This is a genomic window from Vibrio sp. 1078-1 (assembly GCF_033340475.1).
This window is the reverse complement of sequence record NZ_JAWOWM010000001.1, coordinates 89,841-110,812: the sequence shown is the minus strand read 5'-3', so window position 1 is coordinate 110,812 and position 20,972 is coordinate 89,841. Positions and strand designations below refer to the sequence as shown.

Below are 20,972 nucleotides of genomic sequence, written 5' to 3'. Positions count from 1 at the left end.
TAACCTAAAGCTCAATCAAGATACACGCTGAAACAAAAAGGAGCTGGATTTACAGTGTAAAATCAGCTCCCAATAATTTCATTTACAGTGTAAATTTCCCTTTATTGTTTACAGTGTAAATCGCTCCAAATGTGTCTTACTTCGTCCCTTAACTGCTGCTCAACTTGCCTTCTTCCAGGTAAACCAAATTGCTGAGCACATTCAGTCCAACTGCGGTTAAGAAAAAGCTTACTAATCATCAAGTCGGAAGCAGAGTTCAAACCTAAATTAAGTAACCACTGTTGAAGCCACACAGACACAGACTCATAACTGTTACCACCATCAGCATAACATTCAATTAGTAATAACTTAGCGGGATGAAGTGGACTCATTCCCAAAGGTTGCGACAATAGAGCTCGAAAAATAGGGGCTTCTAATTTTGGATAGACGTCAGCCACATTGTTAGACAACATTTCTTCAAATAGCGCCTGAGATTGGTCGACCCAAGCCGTCTGTTGGGAATCACAAGGTTTGACCATCAAGACTGAATAACAACCGCTAGCAGCATCGCGCATTGACCCTAAGCGAATTGTACGGAAGTTCGATTGTCGCCAGAAATAGAGCAACTCTTCCGTCGCACCAAAACTCGTGGATAAGTAGGCAATGTGTTTAGCAGCCATTTGCTCAAGTTGCTGCAGAATTTTTTGACCAATGCCTTTGCCTTGCAATGCTGGATGAACCGCAATTCTCATGACTCGCAGCGTCGATAGATTCGCGACATTCGGGAATCCTAGGTGGTTTGCAATCGTAATTGGGGCTAAGTGTCCTTTAGGACGACGCTTACCAAGCTGGATTTCTTCAATCAATTCATCGTCAAGGCCCCCCTCTTCGACCGCTAATATCACCCCCACAACCGCATTATCTTGCTTAGCAAAATAGAGCTGACTGTTGTCGTCTTGCAAAAGGTGAATCAAATCATTCGGCGAGGTCTGATAATGAGCATTCACCAAAAGAGCGAAGCACTCACGCAGCAAACTAGGCTGCGATATCAAATGGTTCTTATCGGCTTTAGAAAGGGAAATTGAGTCGACCTGTTTAAGTTGATGGTGCGTTAACTCCGCATCCAACAAAAACGCGTCATAGAGCCATGATTCAAGCGCATCATTCATGCTCCAGCGGATGGGCTGTGTCATGTGCCATGTTTTCATTCCCGAACGCTGTTTCTGAAGCCAATCAACAAATTTAATCGTAAAGCCCCGGCCACAACCTTCATAACCATGAACAGTCGTAGAAAAAACGAGTCGATGATAATGTTCGGTAATGCTTTTGAGCATAGGAACTGGAATTGCAGCCGCTTCATCGACAAGTAACAAATCACATTCAGGTCTGCTCGATAGAAGTTCGTCAGGAGCAATGAATTGAATGGCTCCCTGCCCTGATTCTAATCTGTCCTTCCTAATACGCTGCGCATTTGGAAGTAGCCGCAAAGCATGTTGGTAAACAGGCTCAACGGCTTTTATAGATGGTGCGGTAATTAAGATTCTAAGTGGCTTCTGCTGTAATAAGCTCGCACACGCAATGCCGAGGGCACTTGTTTTTCCACGTCCACGATCAGCGGTCAAAATTAATGGTCGCTTTCGATGTCCTGTCACCACCTTTTCAATTAGAGAAATGGCATGTTCTTGTTCCGTGTAGTGGCTTTCTTTTTCTGCTTGCTTGATGTCTGGAGCCGTTGGCAATGGTTTGTCTTGCTCAATAACAACGAGCTTCTCCCATTGTTTGTGCATCCATTGCTGAGCAAAATTCGCATTTTGTCGCAGCTCAGTAATGACAATAAGAAAACCGCCGCCAACCAATGAGCCAAGCGCGGCGGTAAAACTATTGGCGTCAAAGCCATTTCGAGCATCAAACAATAGAACGTCACACTCTCTGCCTAGCAACATGTGCCCTTGTTTAGACGAAACACTGGATACGTTTTTCAAACCAAAATCACCAACAGAAAACCAACGTTGATGGCGCTGCGTTTTATGGAACTCTGACATCAACGCATTTTGCCAAGAAGCCTCGCCTTGAATGACAATACCAATCCTTTGGAAAGATTGGTGAGCTTGATGTTGAAGTGATGAAAGGAAATCAGATTGTGTCTGCATTTTGTCTATCCAACGTTGAACTGACGCAATGGTATCACATCTTTAATTTGACGCTTCTCAGATATAAAAAAACCGCCCGGAGGCGGTTGATTCAATCATCATTTGTTATTGCAGTTTGGTTTGTACAAACGCAAGAATCTCTTCCATTAAGCTGTCGTCAACTTTCTTCAAGTTCAACGCCAGGCTGCTACCTTTTCGGCTATAGCTTGCTCGACCTTTAACTAAGTCGACTTTTTCCGTCTTCTTACCAGGTTTTGCTGGTGCAAGTTCAGTAATCCAATTTTCGATGCTTTCCGTGACTTCTTTTGTCAGACGAGCAACGCCTTGAGCTGTGCTTCGCTGCCATAAAAACCCTTCGCTAGAGCGACATTTATCTAACAGCTCTTGCTGCTGCTCTGGCGTCAGCGTTGAAAACTGTTTGTGCAGTTTCACGATAGTTGGACGACCGAGATCGCCAACATTCGGATACGCTTGAAGCAGTTCTAACGGTAATGCTGCGGCTTTTAAAGCGCCACTTACCAACGCTTCACTGCACTGGAACATTTTTGCCAATGCTTTCTGATCTTCAGCTTCACCACTATCAAGCTTAGCCTGCATCTCTTTCCCTTTTTCATATAAAGAGAGCGGCTTGTGAGCATTTGCCACATCAGACAAAAACTTAGCATGGTCAGTATTAATGTTGTCAGCAACATAAACCAAAAAGTCTTGTTCAGCGAGGATACAAGACATGCGACGACGGCTACCATCTAAAACTTCGATCTTGCCATCTTCAGTTCTACGACCCACAGCTGGATATTGTTGGCCACGCTCTTTGAGTGTGACTAAAACATCAGATAAAGCATGTTCGTTTAAGAACGATTGCTCACGAGCGTTATCAACAAATACTGTTGTTTCTGTCGCAACTTTATTTGCAGGAATACGCACAAGTTCAAACTGAACAATATTTTCACCTGCAACTGCTAGTTCAATCGTTTGAGCTTTCTCTTTTGCCGCAGTTTGCGCCTCTTGCGGAGTCACAACACGACGCTTATTCGTTTTGCCAAATAATTTCGCGTTTAATTCAGACGTTTTCAAAGCCATTTACTTATTACCCCTGATTCAATGACGGCCAATTAGAGTGCAGCACACGCTCTAATTCCAGTGCGCTTTTATGAACAGCGTCTTGCGCGGTAGCTAGTGTCTTCTTACCGCCTTCAAAATCGCTTACTGTCAGATCAAATACTGTGCTGTAGGTATCGGCACAGGTTTCAAACGCACGGCTACGAGGAATAGTAGCCATCATAACTTGGTCACCTAGAAGATAGTTCATTTCAGTTAAAACAGAAACTTGCTTCTTATTGTCGTCCTCAAACATGGTTGGCATCAAGCGAACAAACTCAAGACCATTCCAGTCCTCCGGGAACATTTCATATACCGTAGGCAAATGCTGGAAGAAGTTTACTGTTGAAGCCCAATCCAGACGCTTAGCCGCACAAGGAATTAGCAAGGCATTTGATGCATACATAGCATTCCATACTAATGGGTCAACGTGTGGACCGGTATCAATCATAATGATATCGAAGTCATCAGCAATTTTATCAATCAGTTGCTCTTTCAGCAGACGGACGATATCGAGTGATGGGTCTTCAGATAGCGTTTGCCATGCTTCCGCATTAAACATCGCGTCTTCTGGAAACGCTGAAATCGACTTTAAGTTCGGATATTGCGTTGGCAGCAATACGTTTTTACGTAAAAATTCACTGTCAATTTCCACACCATCAGGCACGTTACCCAACATAATGTCTACCGCAGAATAGATATTATCATGCTCTGCCATGCTGATTTGCGGGTTGAGGAATAAACGTAGCGAGCCTTGTGGGTCTAAGTCGATTAAACAAATACGGTATCGTTTATCCAAATTTAGCGCTAAACATGCCGCTAAATGAACCGCGGTCATTGATTTACCTGTACCGCCCTTTTGGTTCTGCACATTAATAATCCAAGGTTTGTTACCTGAATTCTTTTTACGCTCATGAAATTTAGGCACTTCAGCCGCATCCATGAGCATGTGTGCTTCTTCTAACGTAATTGAATAATGATTCGCGTTGTTTTTAGTAAATTGATGCCCAGCGGCTTCCATTTTACCAATCGCGTCGTCGAGCTTACGGCGAGTTAGACCAGAACGGGTTTCCATCATCGCTTTCGACATTGGTGGGAAGTAGTTATCGCTTCGCTCTTCTAAAACAATTTCAATACGGTCAGCTTGAACCTGCTGAGTCAGCTCCGCTAACTCAAGAAGGTTTTCAATCGTTTTTTCTCTTTTCATGCCAAATTCCGTTGGAAGGATTTATAATTGCAATTGTACAGCAGTAAAGACCAAAAACAACAAAAAGGTGCACGAACATTTTGAATTACCATCACATAAAAAAACACCCAAATCGACGCTTTTATGATTTATGGTCAAAAAGATAACTATTTTTAATCAAATAATCTTCTCATAAGTGGACACCTAAACTTAAAAATAAAAAGTGTTACAGCGTCACTCATTTACAATGTAAATCAATTTTCTACCGGAACGATTATAATCTTAAGCTAAATTACGGGTTATGTTAGACCAACCTAATTTAAACGATAAATAGTAAGTAATATCGGAACAATAAAGACCTGAACACCTTGATCATGTCTCCGAGCAAAATAGGGCAGTTCCAGCGAAACATCTATGGAAGTATGATCAAGGCATGCTTATGATCATGCTTCCGTGTTAATAAGCAAATCCGAAAGCATGATCATGGAAAAATAGAGCAGAGTACGGTGTAAACACGCAAATAAAATAAGATCCATTAATCGGAAATATGATCAAGCCTTAGAATCTCTCGGAAGCATGAGTTTTCTTCTCTGATTTACGGTTGAGTGCAGACAGAACGGGGGATTGAGCAGAAATTGACGTTATAGAAGCCGGAACAATGAAATTGCTCAAGTTGCTATGATAAATCACGCTCTCATGATCATGCTTCCTGTAAATAAGCAGAGACTAGGATTTACTTCTAAATATGAGCGACTTGAATGTATTTTAATCAGATGAGTGATATCTCATCAATATGGGCGCCAGAACGATAGATATATTGGCTCTTGATCATCGATCCGAGTATAAATAACATCACCAATGCACAATATAATCATCGTGAAGATCATTATTAAATACTGCATCTGTGGATAACCTGTAAAAACATCATGATCATCGTTTCAAGACTCTTTTGATCATCTTTTCATAACCTTAATGATCATGCTTACGAATAAATATGATCATGCTTTCAGGTTATTGTTGATCATACTTTCAGACTTCTTATGATCATAGTTCCGAAACACATGGAAATAATAGTCTTATAGAACAAAAGCTTAGCGAGAAATTTCAAGCCAGATCATTAGATCATATAATCAATTAAGATCAGATTAATCAAAAAGATCAGTTATTTAAAAACAATCTTTTTTCTTTATTTATGATCTGTTTTTCTTTATTCTTCGGAACCATAGCACAACTACGGCTAGTGTGATCTGGATCTAAAATGACGGCTGATGAAAAAATTCTGATTAAAGCACCGAGAAGCCACAAAGATGGCCATCTTTTTGAGGTACATGAATCCTCTGCGGATTGGGTAGAGCAGTACCAACATTTCAAAGGGGTGACCAAAAGCATCTTAGAGTTGCTTAATCTGATCTCATTACGAGGCTTCAGCAGCAAGGATGGTTTGGTTTCAACCACAGAGATTGTGGAAGCAACAGATGGGCAACTCACACGTGCAGCCCTGCAACAACGTTTGCGCGCGGCAGTAAATATTGGTTTATTTACTCAAACTCCAGTGCGTTTTGAAGAGGGACTTGCTGGTAAAACGATGCTACATAAATTTGTGAATCCCAATCAGCTTATATCTGTGTTGGGAGCAACAAGTCTCGTTACCGACAAAGTTCGTCAGAACGAAAAACAAAAACGTTCGAAAGCATTGGCTCAGACTCAAGTAAACAAACGTTTGTTGAATGAGCACGGGTTAAACACACCTCCCACGATGAAAGATGAAGCCGATCAATTTGTTGTATCTCCAACAAATTGGGCTGGGATCATTGACCAAGCACTTGCGCCACCAAGAACTCGAAAAAGTTATCAGAAATCCATGGTGTCGATCTCTGGCACTAAAGCCGTTATTGAGACGCGATCATCCAAAAATATCATGACTGTGGATGATCTCATGACCCTGTTCGCTCTCTTCACGTTAACGGTTCAGTATCATGATCATCACAAAGATCAGTATCAGCTTGATGCTGCTCACGTACCAAACAAAACGCCGCTATACATCACTGATATTTTGTCGCTCAGAGGCAAAAAAGACAGTGGCCCAGCTCGTGATTCCATTCGCGATAGCATTGATCGCATTGAATTCACTGATTTTCAGCTCCATGAACTTACGGGACGTTGGCTAAGTGAAAACATGCCAGAGGGCTTCAAAAGTGATCGTTTTCGTTTTCTTGCTCGAACCATCACGGCCTCTGAAGAGGCACCTGTGGAGGGAAGCGATGGTGAAATTCGTATCAAGCCAAACTTATATATTTTAGTTTGGGAACCTTCGTTTTATGAAGAGCTGTTAACGCGCGATTATTTCTTCTTGTTTCCGCCAGAGATCTTGAAACAACATACTTTGGTGTTTCAACTGTACTCTTTCTTCCGTAGTCGCATGGTTCGTCGTCACACGGATTGCATGCTACTGAGTGAGTTAAATCAGAAGCTTGCACGTAACATTGAATGGCGTCGGTTCTCCATGGATCTGATCCGTGAGCTGAAACGCTTGTCAGACGGCAAAGGGACAGACGATCTTTTTGTGGTGAACTTATGGGGCTATCACTTAACGATCGAAACTATGATCGAGAATGATAAAGTGATGGATTACCAGATCGACATCAAATGTGACGTCGAAGAGGTGTTGCGTTACTCACGTGCTCGTACAACCAACGCAGGAAAGCGTAACATGGCGCCTACGCTGCCAAACCCACTTCGTAATGAGATGGTAACCCGACAACAGCTTGAGGAGCTCTCAGGCATCATAGACGGCGAATTTGAGCCCATTCAACGCAAAGCACCGTCTCCAAGAGGAAATTTAGGGCGACGCGTGAAGCAAAGAAAACATTTGGTAGAGATCAATGCTGATGAGATCACCATTACTCTATCTAAATATACCTCACCAGAGGCTCTAGAACGCAGTATAACGGCTTTGTCTGCGATGACAGGGCACTCGTATGCCTCAATCAAAGAAGAGTGCTCAGATTACATAGAGAAGCTCGATTGGCTAAGGGTAGGGGATGAGCCGATTCCTTATGAGACATTAAGTAAAACCGTCGAGCTGTTTAACACCCAGAACGATGTTAAGCATCTTACCATCGAGCGCTTGATTGCGGGGTTAGCGGTGCGTCGGAAAGTTTGTCGTCAAATCTTCGATGGTCACATGGATGAAATGGTATTTCGTGCCTTGGATGAAATGGCGATTTAAAAGTGTCGCTTGATGTGTATCAAGCTATAGGTGTGATGTATCGGTTTGAAATGTAACAATGTCTTTCGATGATAAAAAACAGACTTAACTCTTACAAACCACTGACATTAGAAGCCAAGCCTAATACTACTATTTATCCCGAATAGACAACCTTTTGTCCTTTCTGATGATTAATAGATTGGCTCATATTGTTACATTCATTCTGAATAGACTTCGCGAGTTTCTCCTCAGGAAACTCGCTTTTTTTTGCCTAAAATTCCGCTAATTAAGCCTTGATCATTTTTCCGGACTAATGAGGTAAACCTTGATCATGCTTCTTGGATTCATTCCAGTGTAATGAACGCATCAACGCAACATGTGATTCGATTAAGCTATGGGCTTGTTCCTGCCACTTGTTTTGATCACACTGCCGATTACAAAACTCTAACGCCACAACGGTGAGATGCTGAAGTCGTCTCAAACACCAATCTTTGATCAGAATATCAGTCGAGACTTGGCATGCTGCTTGTTCAAGCTTTGCACTCGTATAAAGCAAGGTTTGATATGCTTTCTGAGGGTCTTGGTAGCTTGCATGTTGAAACACGCGTAAACATCCATCCAACCAGCAAGCAATCGCTTTACTTTGAAGATCACTCAATTCGGGTCCAAACACGTCATCAGGCACCTGATATAAGATCGTTTCTAATTTTTCTACTTGATCATGTTTCCGCTGTTCGTACCACATGGCGATTTGATCTTGCCAAGTACTCAAATCCATTACGCTGCCTCAGTCCATTGTTTTACATAGTGATTTGGCCCTATTTGATCAAATTCGTCGACAATTATGCTGCTACGTTGACGAATTTCATCGGAATCTATCGAATAGTTTGGCTCATTTTTCACTAAGTTACCAAAAGGTAAGTCAGGATCAGGAACAGCAGAAATCAACAGCTTAGTATAAGGATGCTGCGGATTCTTAAGTATTGAATGAGTGTCGCCCCATTCAACGATTTGCCCTTTGTACATTACTGCGGTTTCTTCCGCTATGTAGTGCGCAGTCGCCAGATCATGAGTGATGTATAAAAAACCAATTCCCAGTTCTTGCTTCATTCGTTGCATTAAATTCAACACTCCCAAGCGAATAGAAACATCCAGCATAGACGTAGGCTCATCCGCAAGAATGATTTGCGAACCTACCGCTAGAGCCCTTGCTAAGTTTACTCGCTGACGTTGCCCACCACTGAGTTCGTGAGGGAACTTACTCAATGTCTCTTCAGGTAGTTCCACCAGCTTTAGAAGCTCTTCCAAGCGGGCTGGGATGTCGCGCTCGTTTTTGACTTGTTTATGAATTTTTAAAGGACGTGTTAGGTGATGGCGAATGGTATGAGTTGGATTGAGAGAGCCAAACGGATCTTGAAACACCATTTGTACTTTACTGCGATATTCTTGTAGAGCCGATCGTGACGTGATCTCATTTATGTCAGTGCCATTGAAAAGGATCTCGCCTTGCGTTGCTGGATAGACTTTGGTTATTAAACGAGCGCAAGTACTCTTACCGCAGCCTGACTCTCCAACCAAAGCCAAGGTTTTTCCTGCGTACAGATCAAAAGTCACTCCTTGAAGCGCACGAAAGGTTTCCTCTGTCGCTAAACCACCGCCCACTTTGAATTCTTTAATCACATTTTTCATTTGGATGATAGGCTGGCTCATGGTTACGCTCCTTGTAACTCTGGTTGTTTTTGGACGTCATGGATGTTTGGGAAAGAAGCCCATAGCTTTTGCGTGTAGGGGTGTTGAGGCTGATTGCGTATATCGTATGCTCGATTGACTTCGACGATTTCTCCGTGACGCATGATTGCAATTCGATCACATAGTTGGCTCATGAGTGCCAGGTCATGAGTGATAAAGAGGACTGAAAAACCGAACTCATCTCTAAGCTGATAAATTTGCTGTAAAATTTCTCTCTGTACCACTACATCTAATGCTGTTGTGGGTTCATCCATAATGATCAGTTTTGGATTTAGAGACAAAGCAATGGCTATCACCAACCGCTGACGCATTCCTCCTGAAAATTGATGAGGATATTCTGCTAAGCGTTCTCGAGGAATATTGACCAAGTCCAACAACTTTTCTGCTCTATCTTTTGCTTGAGCGTTAGTGAGGCCTTGATGGTGTCGTAACACATCTGCAAATTGCTCTTGTATCGTTAAGACAGGGTTGAGTGAGTTCATCGCGCTCTGGAACACCATGGCGATTTCACTCCACCTTAGAGCGGTCAGTTCAGAGTCTGAGATACTAAGGATATCTTTGCCATCAAACCATATTTTACCGCCAGAAATGAACGCTGGCGGCTTATGAAGACGATTTATTGAGAATGCGATTGTGCTTTTACCACATCCAGATTCACCGGCAAGACCAAATACTTCGCCTTTGCCGATATCAAAGCTGACGGACTTTACCGCATTAAAATCACCATTATCAGTGATGTAATCGACGCACAAATCTCGGATCTGGATGACCGGGTCATTGTGGTATGCATGACTTAAGTTAATACCATCCATATAAACACCTTACCAATCTAAAAGATAATTATTATCATTATCAGGTGTGGCGGTTTTTAGAAAGTATCAAACTATGAATCAGTGAAGTGACTCGAAAGTTAGGTGAAACAGGAAGTGGTGTAATGCGTCGTTGATAAAACTAAAGAAGAGCAGAATTGAGAGCTAGATCAGCACACTTTTCGTAGGGGGAATTACTCAAATTTAATCGTAAATTTGTCCCTTGGCAAAACTTAAATGATGAATCTATTAAGGAGTTAACGAAAGGGCGGGAGGGGTCACATTTCCCTACAGTTTTTCTTACCACCTTGTTCCGGTTTTGCTATAGATTACGCATCGAAAACATGGTGTGTTCGGAGGAAATATGTCCATTAATTCTATCGACCATGACGAGATGACCAACATCGCTCACAAATGGGAATTACCTGATGAGGAAACCGTTGTGAAGCCAGAGAAAACAGTGAAATCAGCAGAAGCCAGAAGACGCATTGAAGCGTTACGTGAGATCCGTGAAAGTGGGTTGACCATTGAAGAAGCAAGGGAGCTTGGCTTGATACACTGATCGCCTCAGGTTGGTTTAGCAACCCATAGGGTAGTCGACGGACTGCCCTTTTTATTTTTTCACTCTATTACTCTCTTATTCAAACCCTCCATTTATCTGTCTTGCGCCTCAAAAGCACGAGTTTCACACTCACGTCCCGTCCCGAAGAAGTTTGACAATCTGACCTTGTGTTACTAGATATATCAGTAGCGATATGCTTTTTGTTGATTATCGCAACCACAAAGCAAGGAGCGCAAGTATGGTTGATCAAATCCTTTTTTATGAGCCCGATGAACCCCACGGTTTTCTCTCAAATTTTTGCCATGCCCCAGTCAATATCTCCTCCCAAACTTGGCCCACCAGCGAACATTATTACCAAGCCCAAAAGTTTCTCGATGCTCAGTTGCAAAGTAAAATTCAGCACGCAAGCACCCCTGATGAAGCGTTTGCTTTAAGCCGTAAATACGAACACTTTGTCAGAAGCGATTGGGACGATATAAAGTTGGCTGTTATGGCTTTCATCGTTAGGGAAAAGTTTCTACAAAATCCACCATTAGCGCAGCAATTAATGAGAACGGGTAATGCTTGCCTAACAGAGCATTCTCATAAAGATGCCTTTTGGGGAGACGGGGGAGATGGTAAAGGAGAAAATCATCTAGGAGAGATTCTGATGAATGTTCGAGCAGAGCTGAGACATGTTGAGCCTTACAATCTCGTGAAGTTTATCGATAAAGCCAAATTGCCCACCCAGTGGGGCACATTTATGATGTACGGCTTTATTGAAGCCGCGACAAATAAAGAGCATCTTGCTCTGGTCTATGGCGAGCCAACAAAAAGTGCAGCACCACTTATTCGGTTGCATTCGGAGTGTCTTACCGGAGATGCTCTATTTAGCACGCGTTGTGACTGTGGTTTTCAGCTTAATAGAGCGCTACAAAACATCGTCAAAGAGGGATGTGGCGTGCTGCTTTATTTACGTCAAGAAGGGCGTGGAATCGGCTTGATTAATAAAATTCGTGCCTATCACCTACAAGATGATGGCGCAGATACCGTGGAAGCAAATGAGCGTTTAGGTTTTGCCGCTGATATGCGTGATTACGCGTTCTGTAAAGGAATGCTAGAGCATTTGGGGATTGACGCTGTGCGTCTAATGACGAATAACCCACGCAAGCTCGCCGCCTTAAAAGCGGTTGATATTAACGTCATTGAACGAGTGCCATTACAAGAAGGGAATAACCCAAGTAATCAACATTACCTGCAAACCAAGGCGAGTAAATTGGGGCACATGTTTGATCCTAAGTTTGTTAACCACACTAAGTAAGTGCTACAGATTTCCCAGAAACAAAAACGCCAACGTATCATCGTTGGCGTTTTTGTTAATGAGTTGATTCATTGATACTTTTGAATGATTTCATCAATTTCCCCTGAGGCTTTTAATTCAACGAGTCGTGTATTGATGTAATTTTGAGTTTCTGGTTGCATTTGAGGTGAAAAAGCCAGGTAGATTGAGTAGTCAGGAATAACCGAGCTGAAAGGCTGTATCTGAAAATTCTCTAACGGCAAATTGAGTCGCTTTAAGTTGTAAAGGACTCGGGATTCCATCTCGACAAAAGCTGTATCTCCAGGGGTTCGGCTTATCACTCGGTATGCGGCGTTGTAGTCTTTCACACGCATTTCATTGACACTGCCATTTTCAAAGAACGGTGTTAAATTTGGATAATCAAACCCCAGCAGTAATACAATAGAACGACCATGCATCGTATCCATATTTTTGAATTCTAAAGGCTTCTCGCTACTCGACACCAGTACATGTTTTACAGTGTAAATGGGCTCCTCAGATAAATTTTCCGATTGCACCTTGCCCCAGTTCGGGCTGCCATAAGTTAACCAGTTTGGCTCAGCGCCTTCTTCCAATATGGAAATCATGCGCTTAAATGGATAAGTGTGATAATTCACTTGGTAATCCGACTCCGCGAAGATAGCGCTGACGATATCGGTCACAATTCCGGAGTGCATTTGTCCCTGTTGTTCAATTTGAAATGGTCGAGCTTGTTCAGCAATGACGTAATAGTTCACTTGATTTGCGGTCACATGAGAACTTACAACAATTAAGCTAAAAGCCAATCTAAGTAGAAGTCTTTTCATCGTATCCTCGATTATTATTTGTGCGTAGCTATATTTAGAGTAGCGCAAGTTTATCGGAGCGGTTTCATATGGATGAAAAAGAGCGATCTCAACGTCGTTTTAGTATCGGCAACCAACTTATGTTGGCGGTATTAACGTTGAGTTTAATCTTTACGGTCATCATTTCTACAGTGAGCTTATATCGAGTTTTTCACGAAGATTTAGCCCATTTAGATGTTGAATTAAAGCAGGTTGAGTCTAGCTATTTATCGAGCTTTTCTGCGAGTTTGTGGGTAGAGGATAGGGAGCTGTTGCTGACACAAGCTCAAGGTGCAATGCGTATGCCCTCGGTGGACTACTTACGTATTGCTAGTGAAGACGAAGTTATCATTGAATTAGGTTCGGCGCTTTCTGAGGATGTTGTCGAGAGAAGCTGGCCGATGCAGTATCGGGTCGGCGATAAAACGTATGATCTCGCGATATTAACGGTTCAATCGGATCTTAGCGCGATATATGAAGATCTTTGGCAGCAGTTCTTTTTTCTACTTACGACAGAAGCGATCAAAATTCTTGTTCTCATCATTGGTGTTCTTTGGGTGGCGTTTCGCTTGTTGGTCAATCCGTTACAATTGCTGTCTGGTGCGGTGAGCGATTTTCGTGGCGGTACAGTGCCGAGTAAAGTGACTCTCCCTAAACGATGGTGCTTTGATGAAGTGAGTGTTTTGGCAGAGAAATACAACCGAAGTGTTGAGAAAGTGAAAGAGCACCAGACTGAGTTAGAGGCTGAACGCGATAGGGCAGAAGTCGCTAATCGTAAGAAAAGTGAGTTTCTTGCCACTATGAGTCATGAGATCCGCACACCGATGAATGGCATTATTGGTGTGTCGTCGTTGCTCAATGACACCGACCTCGATCCCCAGCAAAAAGAGTTTGTAGAGATCATTGACAGTTCTTCTCACTCACTAATGACGATCATCGACGACATTTTGGACTTCTCTAAAGTTGAAGCTGGCAAAGTAGAGCTGGAATACACGAGCTATGATCTTCGCGAGCTACTTGACGATGTCATCAGTTTACATAGTGTCAAAGCCAAGCAGAAAAACTTACAGCTGCTCAGCGATATTGATCCTCACTTGCCAATGGAAGTGCAAGGTGATGCCACACGATTGAAACAAGTTCTGAACAATTTGTTGAGCAACGCGATTAAATTTACCGAGCGCGGCCATGTGAAGCTTCTTGTAGCGTTATCTCGACTTGATGGAGAGACCGCTCATATCCGGTTTCGGGTTGTGGATTCTGGTATTGGTATTGCGAAAGAGCACCAACAAGCAATCTTCGAACGCTTCCAACAAGCTGATGGTAGTACCACCAGAAAGTATGGTGGGACAGGGCTTGGTTTGGCGATAGCTGCACAGTTGGTTAACTTGATGGGAGGGGAAATACAACTAACAAGTGAGCTTGGGCTGGGAAGCTGTTTTGAATTTTCGATTCCTGTTGCTGTAATAAATGCGCAATCGACCTATACCGACCAACTTAATGTATTAGATTTCCCGAAAGCGGAAGACAACGAAATCAGCCCTCAAGATAATGATAAACCTTGGGTATTGGTTGTTGAAGATACCATCGTCAATCAGAAGGTAGTTCGCATCATGTTAGAAAAACTGGGTGTGCGAGTGAGTGTTGCCAACCATGGCGAAGAAGCATTGCAGCTGTGTGATCAGCAGCCTTTCGATTTGATTTTTATGGACTGCCAAATGCCTGTGATGGATGGGTTTATTGCTACGGAGCGAATTCGAAAAATGGGAGAGTGGGGGAAACACGTTCCAATTATTGCGCTAAGTGCCAATGTCATTAAAGAGGATCAGCAACATTGCTTCGATGTTGGGATGAACGAGTTCGTGGCTAAACCCGTTACCAAGACTCGATTACAACAAATATTCGAACAGCATTTGCCAAAAGCACTGAAAATCAGCGCTGTGCCTAAATAGTTAACTTGAAATCGATCAAGTTAAGTGCGTTTCTATTCTGTAATTGTAACTCTGTGTGATATAGTGCCCGGCTAGTATTTAAAGTACCTTGAGGCTGTGAATGTCGTTTAATCTATCCCTATTGCCGCCTGACGAAAAAAACAAAATCGAACTGGATAAGCAGGCGTCGTTTTTGGTTTGGAAGCTCAGAGAGGCCAAATCTGGTCCTGAAGCAATAGAAGAACAGTTGTCCAAGATTAACGATGCTGATGAAAAGGCGTTTTTTCAGCAATCGGTCGAAAAGTACAAACGAGTAATGGGTGTCGCTTAACGCGAACCGTGGCAATGGTTCAATCCAATGTGACGAATGAGGTAACCTCCCTATTCCTTTGCTAAGCGAAATTGAAAAGGTTTCGCTTTTTGCTAAAATCCTTCGCATTAAATTTGAATTTAGAGAGACATCCCGATGGGAAGAAGTTTTGAAGTGCGCAAAGCCTCTATGGCGAAAACTGCAGGCGCGAAAATTAAAGTTTATTCCAAATACGGTAAAGAAATTTACATGTGCGCGAAAAACGGTGGTGGTGATCCAGACATGAACTTGTCTTTGAAACACCTGATCGCAAAAGCGAAAAAAGACCAAGTTCCTGCGCACGTTATCGATAAAGCGATCGACAAAGCGAACGGTGGCGGTGGTGAAGACTACACTCCTGCACGTTACGAAGGCTTCGGCCCTGGCGGTACTAGCGTTATCGTTGACTGTCTAACAGACAACGGCAACCGTACTTTCCAAGATGTACGCCAATGCTTTGTGAAAGTCGGTGCGAAAATTGGTGTTGAGGGCTCGGTTTCTCACATGTTCGACCACCAAGCGGTATTCCAGTTCAAAGGCGACGATGATGAAATCATCCTAGAAACGCTAATGATGGAAGACGTAGACGTTACTGACGTTGAGCTAGAAGACGGTGTTATCACTGTATTCGCACCTCACACTGAATTCTTCAAAACAAAAACTGCGCTTAACGGTGCATTCCCAGATCTAACGATCGATGTTGAAGAAATCACATTCGTTCCGCAAACTCATACGCCTGTATCGGGTGAAGATGCTGAGAAGTTCCAGAAATTCCTAGATCTTCTAGATGACTGTGATGATGTTCAGCAGGTTTACCACAACGCAGAGCTGTAATTAATTCGCTCATATCGTTGTAAAAAGGCTTCCTCAGGGAAGCCTTTTTTTGATCGCTTTTTCTCAAGCAGAGCTATGCGTTACGATATTTGGAATAACACAGCGACATGATTACACCAAAACAGATACCTTGAGTTAGCATCGCCGTGCCGCCATAGCTAAAGAAGGGAAGTGGGCTACCCATTACTGGCAACAAGCCACTCACCATGCCCGTATTGATAAAAGCATACAGAAAAAAGCTCATCGCTAATGCGCCACTTACCAGCCGACTAAAAAAGTGGTCAGACTGACATGCAAGCAACATAACGCGTGCAGTAATAAACAAGTACAATGCGAGTAAGACTAAACTGCCAACAAAGCCCCATTCTTCCGCATAGGTCGAAAAAATAAAGTCCGTATGACTTTCTGGAATAAAGCCAAGTGTTCCCTGCGTTGCATTCATCCAACCTTTGCCTTTCATACCGCCTGAGCCAATCGCAATCAAAGATTGGATGATTTGGTAGCCCGAACCCAGTGGATCGGACTCAGGGTGCAAGAACTGTGTTACACGGCTCTTTTGATAGGTTTCCATAACGAAGAACCATAAAATAGGTGTTAACGTTAAAATGCTCGCAATAAACCCGCAGATTATTTTCCAGCTCATGCCAGCCAAAAACAAAACGAACAATGCATAAATGATGGTAAAAACTGCACCGTCTAAGTCCGGTTGTAGCGCGATTAACCCAGCAGGAATCATTGTAATAAGTAAGCAAAACGCAATTTTCCGACTGTCTGGTCGACCTCCTTCAATATGCAGCATCCAGGCGATCATGATCGGAATGGAAAGTTTGATTAGCTCAGACGGTTGAAAGCGGAAGAAGCCGATATCGAGCCAACGTTGAGAGCCATTGGTGCTATCACCAAATAAAGCGACAGCAAGTAGCAGAGCAACCGCAATAATGTAGAGATATGGAGCTGAGCGCTGATAGCTGGACGCTGGAATCGAGGACATGACCAAGATACAAACTAATGTCAGTCCGCAGCGCGCCAAATGTTTGAAGAGCATCGCCTCATTAAAGCTACTGGCACTCCAGAGAGTGAGCGAACTTAACAGCATGATCGGAATGATCGCCATTAGCAGTGGCAAATCAACTCTTGGGAAATAACGCTTATTCATTTTCAACGACCTAATAACGCACCTATTTTGAGTGCGAAAACAACTAAAACTCGAAGAGTTCAAACTATTCCGATGCTAAGAATCTCGATTCGGAAACAACAGACACCATGCAAAGGTGTGTAAGAAAGGAGAGTGCGACACTGTCTGTTATGGGTAGTTGTGAGATGGATAAATACACTAGCCTCAGATTTTAAGCTAGTGTTTTTATTGTGACTGCCGTAAAAATGTAGCGTTACGAATGAGCGGAATTGTATTTTCTGTTTAAGTGAATGTCATTCATCCTCTCTCAATACCATTCACTCTGCATAACTGCCATTGGTCGCATGCAAAAGCAGCGTGCGACCTTCTCCCTTAATCTGAAACCATCAAATCACGTTCAACTAAGGACAGTACATGATGGTTTCTCAATCTCGCTCAATCAAAGCTCTTAAACTGGCAAGTACGTTTATCGCCGCATTTGCACTTAGCAGCACTCTGGCTCTGGCTAATCCAAGTGAGCGCACACTCAGTCAATTCAACCAAGCAGCGCAAGGTGACTCTGGCTTAGTTGATACCGTTTACGGCGAATTATCCAAACAACTCGAAGAGCAAGGCGCAACGCCGGTGACCTTGGTTTACTTGGGCAGTGCGGAGACGTTGCAAGGTCGTGAGGCGTTTATGCCTTGGAACAAGATGAAGTTCACCGAGCGCGGTCTTGCCACTATCCAAAAAGGTTTGGATTTAATGGCGAATCAGCCAGTTCCACTGCAAGAGCAACAGCGCTTACAAGGCTTGCCGGAATACCAATTAGCCACCGCCATGGCAGCTACTACGTTTACCTCTCTGCCAGACATGTTCAATCACTTTGAGCGTGGCTACGAGCTGTACCTTTCTCTGCTCGATGAACCGAGTTTTAGTCAGCAACCTTTCGCCGCAACGTCTTGGATTTATCGCTACGCCATTGAAGCAGCACTAAGAGCTGAAGATGTTCAACAAGCCAAAACATGGTTGGCGCAAATGGAGCAGTTAGGTGATAGCAATCTAGAAACGCAAACCGCAAAAGCGTTGTTAGCGAAATATTAGGGAGGCGCCATGATCGTATTTAATCAACTTAGCCGTGATTACGCCCTTGGTAGCCAAACGGTACGTGCATTGCGAGACGTGTCTGGTGAAGTGTTTTCCGGCGAAATGGTGGCATTATGCGGACCGTCTGGCTCAGGCAAAAGCACCTTACTTAACGTGCTTGGCATGCTGGATACTCAATACCAAGGTCAGGTGACATTTGCAGGCAGCCCATACCCAACCGGACAAATGCAAGCGGCGAAAATGCGCCGCGAAAAGCTTGGCTTTGTGTTCCAAAAATTCAATCTTGTGCCCGTGATGACGGCGCTAGAGAACGTGGCGTATCCGCTGCATCTCAACGGCTTTTCAAAAGCAGAACAAACCGAGCTCGCCACACAAATGCTAGAACACGTTGGCTTGGGCGAGTTTATTCATCACATGCCCGATAACTTGTCGGGAGGTCAGCAGCAGCGTGTGGCAATTGCTCGTGCGTTAGTACACAAACCGGCGTTGGTGATTGCCGATGAACCCACTGCAAGCCTTGATAGCCAAACTGCCAATAAGGTCATCGATATCATGAAAGGGCTCGGACACGAGCTTGGCACCACTTTTATCGTCGCCACACACGACCCTCGTATGGCATCTCGCTGCGATCGAACCATTGAGTTGGTGGATGGCAAAATCACCCAAACGCACGCAAGTGTGGAGGAGGTTTCATGGGCAAGCTAATTCCCGTTTCGGTTCGCCTTGCTTGGTTGAACCTGCAACGCAATCGCCGTCGCAGTTTGTTGTCGATGTTGATCATTGCCATTGCCGTGTTTGCGTTAACCAGTGCGGGCGGTTTTGGTCTGTACACCTACGACAGTTTGAAAGAGTCGACAGCGCGTGACACGGGGCATCTGACGTTAACCACACCGGGTTACTTCGCCAAAGAAGAAGAGATGCCACTGAGTAACGGTTTAACTCACGCCGACGACATCACTAAGCAATTGATTGGCTTAAACGAAGTGCGAGGCGTGCAGCCACGAGTTGAGTTCAGTGGTTTGATTTCCAACGGCAACAAGTCGTCGATCTTTATCGGTATTGGCGTTAACGAACGCGAATTCGATATGAAAGGACCGTTTTTAGACGTGCGTGAAGGGCAAACGCTGTCCAACATTAATGCATCGCGTTATGACCCAGCAGAGCCAGAAGTGATGCTCGGTGTTGATTTGGCGAACAACTTAAGCGTGCACGTTGGCGATTGGATCACCTTGCTGGCGACTACAACCGACGGCGCATTGAACGCGTATGACTTCAAAGTGCGTGGCATCTATTCAACCGGCGTACCAGAGCTTGATAAACGCCAGTTGTACGTGCACATCAACAGCGCGCAATCGCTGCTCGGTTCAGACAAAGTCAGTGCGTTATCTGTCTTCCTGTTCGACACCAGTTTAACTACCCAAGTCGAGCAACAAGTGGCTTCGGTTCTGAGTAAGCAAAAGCAGAACTTTGGTGATCAAGATATTGAGATTACGCCTTGGCAAGAACGCGCGTTCTTCTATCTCAAAGTTAAAGATTTGTACGACCGTATCTTCGGCATCATGGGCGCAGTAATGGCACTGGTGGTATTTGTCGCGCTGTTTAACACCATGACCATGTCGGTAACGGAGCGCACCCGTGAAATTGGCACCTTGTCAGCACTTGGTAGCTACCCTCACGAAATCATTGCTGGGTTCTTGCGCGAAGCAGGGTTACTTGCGGTGATTGGTAGCTTAATCGGCGCTTTGTTTACAGGGTTAGTTACCGTCTTACTGATGGTCGTGGATGTGCAAATGCCGCCACCGCCAGGACGTACAGAAGGTTACCCATTAACGATTTACTTCTCTTGGGAGCTGGTGGCTGTCGCAGGATTTGCAGTATTGATGATTTGTTTGGTTGCGGCGTTTTTCTCGGCGCGCAAAGGGGTGAACAAGCCAATTACGGAGGCACTGATTTATGTTTAATTTCAAATCACTATTACCAATTGCACTGCTGACGGTAAGCGGCGTTGCAAGCATGAATGTCAGTGCAAATGAAACAGCGCTAGATGCACAGCAAGTTGCGCAATTGATTGAAAAAGCTGACAGCTACCGCTTGCAAGATGATTCCTCCAAAGTGGTGTCACTGGTGCGCTTATATCAAGACCAAGAGTTAGATAAAACCCGCCTTTACCATGTGTACACGCGTCCAAATCGTGAATCGTTGGTGGTGTTCAAATCGGCAGTCGAAGCCGGGCAAAAGATGCTGATGATGGGCGATAACTACTGGCTGCAAATGCCAAAGAGCCGCCGTCCGATTCGCATTACGCCGATGCAAAAGCTGCTTGGTGAAGCGTCTATCGGCGACATCTCAACGCTGACGTGGAGCCAAGATTATCAAGGTGAATGGAAAGCGACAGAAACCGTCGCTGTGAACGGAGAAAGTGTCGCGGCTTATCACCTTGCTTTAACCGCGAAAACCAAAGGGGCGAGTTATCAGAAGATCGACTTATGGTTGTCTGAGCAAGATGCGTTTCCAATCAAAGCCGATCTTTACTTGCGCTCTGGCAAACTCGCCAAGCAAGCGCAATACGGACGTGCAAGCGACAACGGTGAAGACTACGTCAGTGAGATGACCTTGCTTGATAGCATTCAGCCGAGCAAAAAGACCGTTATCGAGTATCAAGAAATCGTGCCTTGGCAGCTGGATAACAAGTTCTACAACCCAAGCTATTTGCCGAAAGCCAATACGACTCAGCTTTAGCCTGAACTCCGTAAATAG

Annotated in this window: 18 protein-coding genes; 10 read left to right on the top strand and 8 right to left on the bottom strand. The window is 44.0% G+C overall.

Going from position 1 to position 20,972, the window contains the following annotated elements:
* Nucleotides 1-101 precede the first annotated feature (101 nt).
* The 3 genes from R7190_RS00555 to R7190_RS00545 form a co-directional block, all read right to left on the bottom strand.
* Nucleotides 102-2,129 carry a tRNA(Met) cytidine acetyltransferase TmcA gene (locus tag R7190_RS00555; protein WP_186585561.1) on the bottom strand — a complete coding sequence of 676 codons (2,028 nt, stop codon included), beginning with the start codon at nucleotides 2,127-2,129 and terminating at the stop codon, nucleotides 102-104.
* A 105-nt stretch (nucleotides 2,130-2,234) separates the two neighbouring features.
* The gene (locus tag R7190_RS00550) at nucleotides 2,235-3,209 is read right to left on the bottom strand and encodes a ParB/RepB/Spo0J family partition protein (protein ID WP_005374504.1); all 975 of its coding nucleotides are present in this window, start codon (nucleotides 3,207-3,209) and stop codon (nucleotides 2,235-2,237) included.
* Nucleotides 3,210-3,216: 7 nt separating this feature from the next.
* Nucleotides 3,217-4,434 carry an AAA family ATPase gene (locus tag R7190_RS00545; RefSeq protein ID WP_005374503.1) on the bottom strand — a complete coding sequence of 406 codons (1,218 nt, stop codon included), beginning with the start codon at nucleotides 4,432-4,434 and terminating at the stop codon, nucleotides 3,217-3,219.
* A gap of 1,237 nt (nucleotides 4,435-5,671) precedes the next feature.
* On the opposite strand from R7190_RS00545, the gene R7190_RS00540 reads away from it, so the two are divergent.
* Entirely contained in the window at nucleotides 5,672-7,642 is a 1,971-nt protein-coding gene (locus tag R7190_RS00540; protein WP_005374502.1) for a replication initiator protein RctB domain-containing protein, read from the top strand.
* A 289-nt stretch (nucleotides 7,643-7,931) separates the two neighbouring features.
* On the opposite strand, the gene R7190_RS00535 is transcribed toward R7190_RS00540, so the two are convergent.
* Genes R7190_RS00535 through R7190_RS00525 form a run of 3 tightly spaced genes read right to left on the bottom strand, consistent with a single transcriptional unit; the run spans nucleotide 7,932 to nucleotide 10,182 of the window.
* The gene (locus R7190_RS00535; protein WP_186585560.1) at nucleotides 7,932-8,399 is read right to left on the bottom strand and encodes a transcriptional regulator; all 468 of its coding nucleotides are present in this window, start codon (nucleotides 8,397-8,399) and stop codon (nucleotides 7,932-7,934) included.
* Nucleotides 8,399-9,331: an ATP-binding cassette domain-containing protein gene (locus tag R7190_RS00530; protein ID WP_186585559.1), complete on the bottom strand. Its 933-nt coding sequence runs from the start codon at nucleotides 9,329-9,331 to the stop codon at nucleotides 8,399-8,401. Before R7190_RS00530 ends, R7190_RS00535 begins: the two co-directional genes overlap by 1 nt.
* Before the next feature lie 2 nt (nucleotides 9,332-9,333).
* A complete protein-coding gene (locus R7190_RS00525) occupies nucleotides 9,334-10,182 on the bottom strand; it encodes an ABC transporter ATP-binding protein (RefSeq protein ID WP_186585558.1) in 849 nt (282 codons plus the stop codon).
* A 361-nt stretch (nucleotides 10,183-10,543) separates the two neighbouring features.
* Between R7190_RS00525 and R7190_RS00520 the strand changes: the two genes are divergently transcribed.
* Complete coding sequence (locus R7190_RS00520; RefSeq protein WP_005374493.1) at nucleotides 10,544-10,741, top strand: PA3496 family putative envelope integrity protein; 198 nt, start codon at nucleotides 10,544-10,546, stop codon at nucleotides 10,739-10,741.
* 238 nt (nucleotides 10,742-10,979) lie between these two features.
* A complete protein-coding gene (ribA, locus tag R7190_RS00515; protein ID WP_017635221.1) occupies nucleotides 10,980-12,041 on the top strand; it encodes a GTP cyclohydrolase II in 1,062 nt (353 codons plus the stop codon).
* Nucleotides 12,042-12,109: 68 nt separating this feature from the next.
* On the opposite strand, the gene R7190_RS00510 is transcribed toward ribA, so the two are convergent.
* Nucleotides 12,110-12,865 carry a substrate-binding periplasmic protein gene (locus R7190_RS00510; protein ID WP_005374490.1) on the bottom strand — a complete coding sequence of 252 codons (756 nt, stop codon included), beginning with the start codon at nucleotides 12,863-12,865 and terminating at the stop codon, nucleotides 12,110-12,112.
* A 68-nt stretch (nucleotides 12,866-12,933) separates the two neighbouring features.
* On the opposite strand from R7190_RS00510, the gene R7190_RS00505 reads away from it, so the two are divergent.
* The 3 genes from R7190_RS00505 (at nucleotide 12,934) to R7190_RS00495 (ending at nucleotide 15,994) form a co-directional block, all read left to right on the top strand.
* Complete coding sequence (locus R7190_RS00505; RefSeq protein ID WP_017633805.1) at nucleotides 12,934-14,832, top strand: ATP-binding protein; 1,899 nt, start codon at nucleotides 12,934-12,936, stop codon at nucleotides 14,830-14,832.
* A 100-nt stretch (nucleotides 14,833-14,932) separates the two neighbouring features.
* A complete protein-coding gene (locus R7190_RS00500) occupies nucleotides 14,933-15,142 on the top strand; it encodes a DUF3283 family protein (RefSeq protein WP_005374484.1) in 210 nt (69 codons plus the stop codon).
* 135 nt (nucleotides 15,143-15,277) lie between these two features.
* Nucleotides 15,278-15,994, top strand: coding sequence for a YebC/PmpR family DNA-binding transcriptional regulator (locus R7190_RS00495; RefSeq protein WP_005374482.1), 717 nt, complete (start codon nucleotides 15,278-15,280; stop codon nucleotides 15,992-15,994).
* 73 nt (nucleotides 15,995-16,067) lie between these two features.
* On the opposite strand, the gene rodA is transcribed toward R7190_RS00495, so the two are convergent.
* Entirely contained in the window at nucleotides 16,068-17,150 is a 1,083-nt protein-coding gene (gene rodA / locus R7190_RS00490) for a rod shape-determining protein RodA (protein ID WP_186585557.1), read from the bottom strand.
* A 393-nt stretch (nucleotides 17,151-17,543) separates the two neighbouring features.
* On the opposite strand from rodA, the gene R7190_RS00485 reads away from it, so the two are divergent.
* The 4 genes from R7190_RS00485 to R7190_RS00470 are packed head-to-tail and all read left to right on the top strand — an operon-like array spanning nucleotide 17,544 to nucleotide 20,954.
* Nucleotides 17,544-18,212, top strand: a complete 669-nt coding sequence (locus R7190_RS00485) for a hypothetical protein (RefSeq protein ID WP_186585556.1) — start codon at nucleotides 17,544-17,546, stop codon at nucleotides 18,210-18,212.
* A 9-nt stretch (nucleotides 18,213-18,221) separates the two neighbouring features.
* Nucleotides 18,222-18,920 (top strand): ABC transporter ATP-binding protein, encoded by a 699-nt coding sequence (locus R7190_RS00480; protein WP_005383201.1) that lies wholly within the window; start codon nucleotides 18,222-18,224, stop codon nucleotides 18,918-18,920.
* Nucleotides 18,908-20,176 carry an ABC transporter permease gene (locus R7190_RS00475; RefSeq protein ID WP_047102482.1) on the top strand — a complete coding sequence of 423 codons (1,269 nt, stop codon included), beginning with the start codon at nucleotides 18,908-18,910 and terminating at the stop codon, nucleotides 20,174-20,176. The genes R7190_RS00480 and R7190_RS00475 overlap by 13 nt, the downstream gene beginning before the upstream one ends.
* On the top strand, nucleotides 20,169-20,954 hold the full coding sequence (locus tag R7190_RS00470; RefSeq protein ID WP_047102483.1) for an outer membrane lipoprotein-sorting protein: 786 nt from the start codon (nucleotides 20,169-20,171) through the stop codon (nucleotides 20,952-20,954). The genes R7190_RS00475 and R7190_RS00470 overlap by 8 nt, the downstream gene beginning before the upstream one ends.
* Nucleotides 20,955-20,972 lie beyond the last annotated feature (18 nt).

Bases quoted from the DNA above. Each gene is read 5' to 3' on its own strand.
- R7190_RS00555 (WP_186585561.1), bottom strand. From the start codon at position 2,129: ATGCAGACACAATCTGATTTCCTTTCATCACTTCAACATCAAGCTCAC.
- R7190_RS00550 (WP_005374504.1), bottom strand. From the start codon at position 3,209: ATGGCTTTGAAAACGTCTGAATTAAACGCGAAATTATTTGGCAAAACG.
- R7190_RS00545 (WP_005374503.1), bottom strand. From the start codon at position 4,434: ATGAAAAGAGAAAAAACGATTGAAAACCTTCTTGAGTTAGCGGAGCTG.
- R7190_RS00540 (WP_005374502.1), top strand. From the start codon at position 5,672: ATGACGGCTGATGAAAAAATTCTGATTAAAGCACCGAGAAGCCACAAA.
- R7190_RS00535 (WP_186585560.1), bottom strand. From the start codon at position 8,399: ATGGATTTGAGTACTTGGCAAGATCAAATCGCCATGTGGTACGAACAG.
- R7190_RS00530 (WP_186585559.1), bottom strand. From the start codon at position 9,331: ATGAGCCAGCCTATCATCCAAATGAAAAATGTGATTAAAGAATTCAAA.
- R7190_RS00525 (WP_186585558.1), bottom strand. From the start codon at position 10,182: ATGGATGGTATTAACTTAAGTCATGCATACCACAATGACCCGGTCATC.
- R7190_RS00520 (WP_005374493.1), top strand. From the start codon at position 10,544: ATGTCCATTAATTCTATCGACCATGACGAGATGACCAACATCGCTCAC.
- ribA (WP_017635221.1), top strand. From the start codon at position 10,980: ATGGTTGATCAAATCCTTTTTTATGAGCCCGATGAACCCCACGGTTTT.
- R7190_RS00510 (WP_005374490.1), bottom strand. From the start codon at position 12,865: ATGAAAAGACTTCTACTTAGATTGGCTTTTAGCTTAATTGTTGTAAGT.
- R7190_RS00505 (WP_017633805.1), top strand. From the start codon at position 12,934: ATGGATGAAAAAGAGCGATCTCAACGTCGTTTTAGTATCGGCAACCAA.
- R7190_RS00500 (WP_005374484.1), top strand. From the start codon at position 14,933: ATGTCGTTTAATCTATCCCTATTGCCGCCTGACGAAAAAAACAAAATC.
- R7190_RS00495 (WP_005374482.1), top strand. From the start codon at position 15,278: ATGGGAAGAAGTTTTGAAGTGCGCAAAGCCTCTATGGCGAAAACTGCA.
- rodA (WP_186585557.1), bottom strand. From the start codon at position 17,150: ATGAATAAGCGTTATTTCCCAAGAGTTGATTTGCCACTGCTAATGGCG.
- R7190_RS00485 (WP_186585556.1), top strand. From the start codon at position 17,544: ATGATGGTTTCTCAATCTCGCTCAATCAAAGCTCTTAAACTGGCAAGT.
- R7190_RS00480 (WP_005383201.1), top strand. From the start codon at position 18,222: ATGATCGTATTTAATCAACTTAGCCGTGATTACGCCCTTGGTAGCCAA.
- R7190_RS00475 (WP_047102482.1), top strand. From the start codon at position 18,908: ATGGGCAAGCTAATTCCCGTTTCGGTTCGCCTTGCTTGGTTGAACCTG.
- R7190_RS00470 (WP_047102483.1), top strand. From the start codon at position 20,169: ATGTTTAATTTCAAATCACTATTACCAATTGCACTGCTGACGGTAAGC.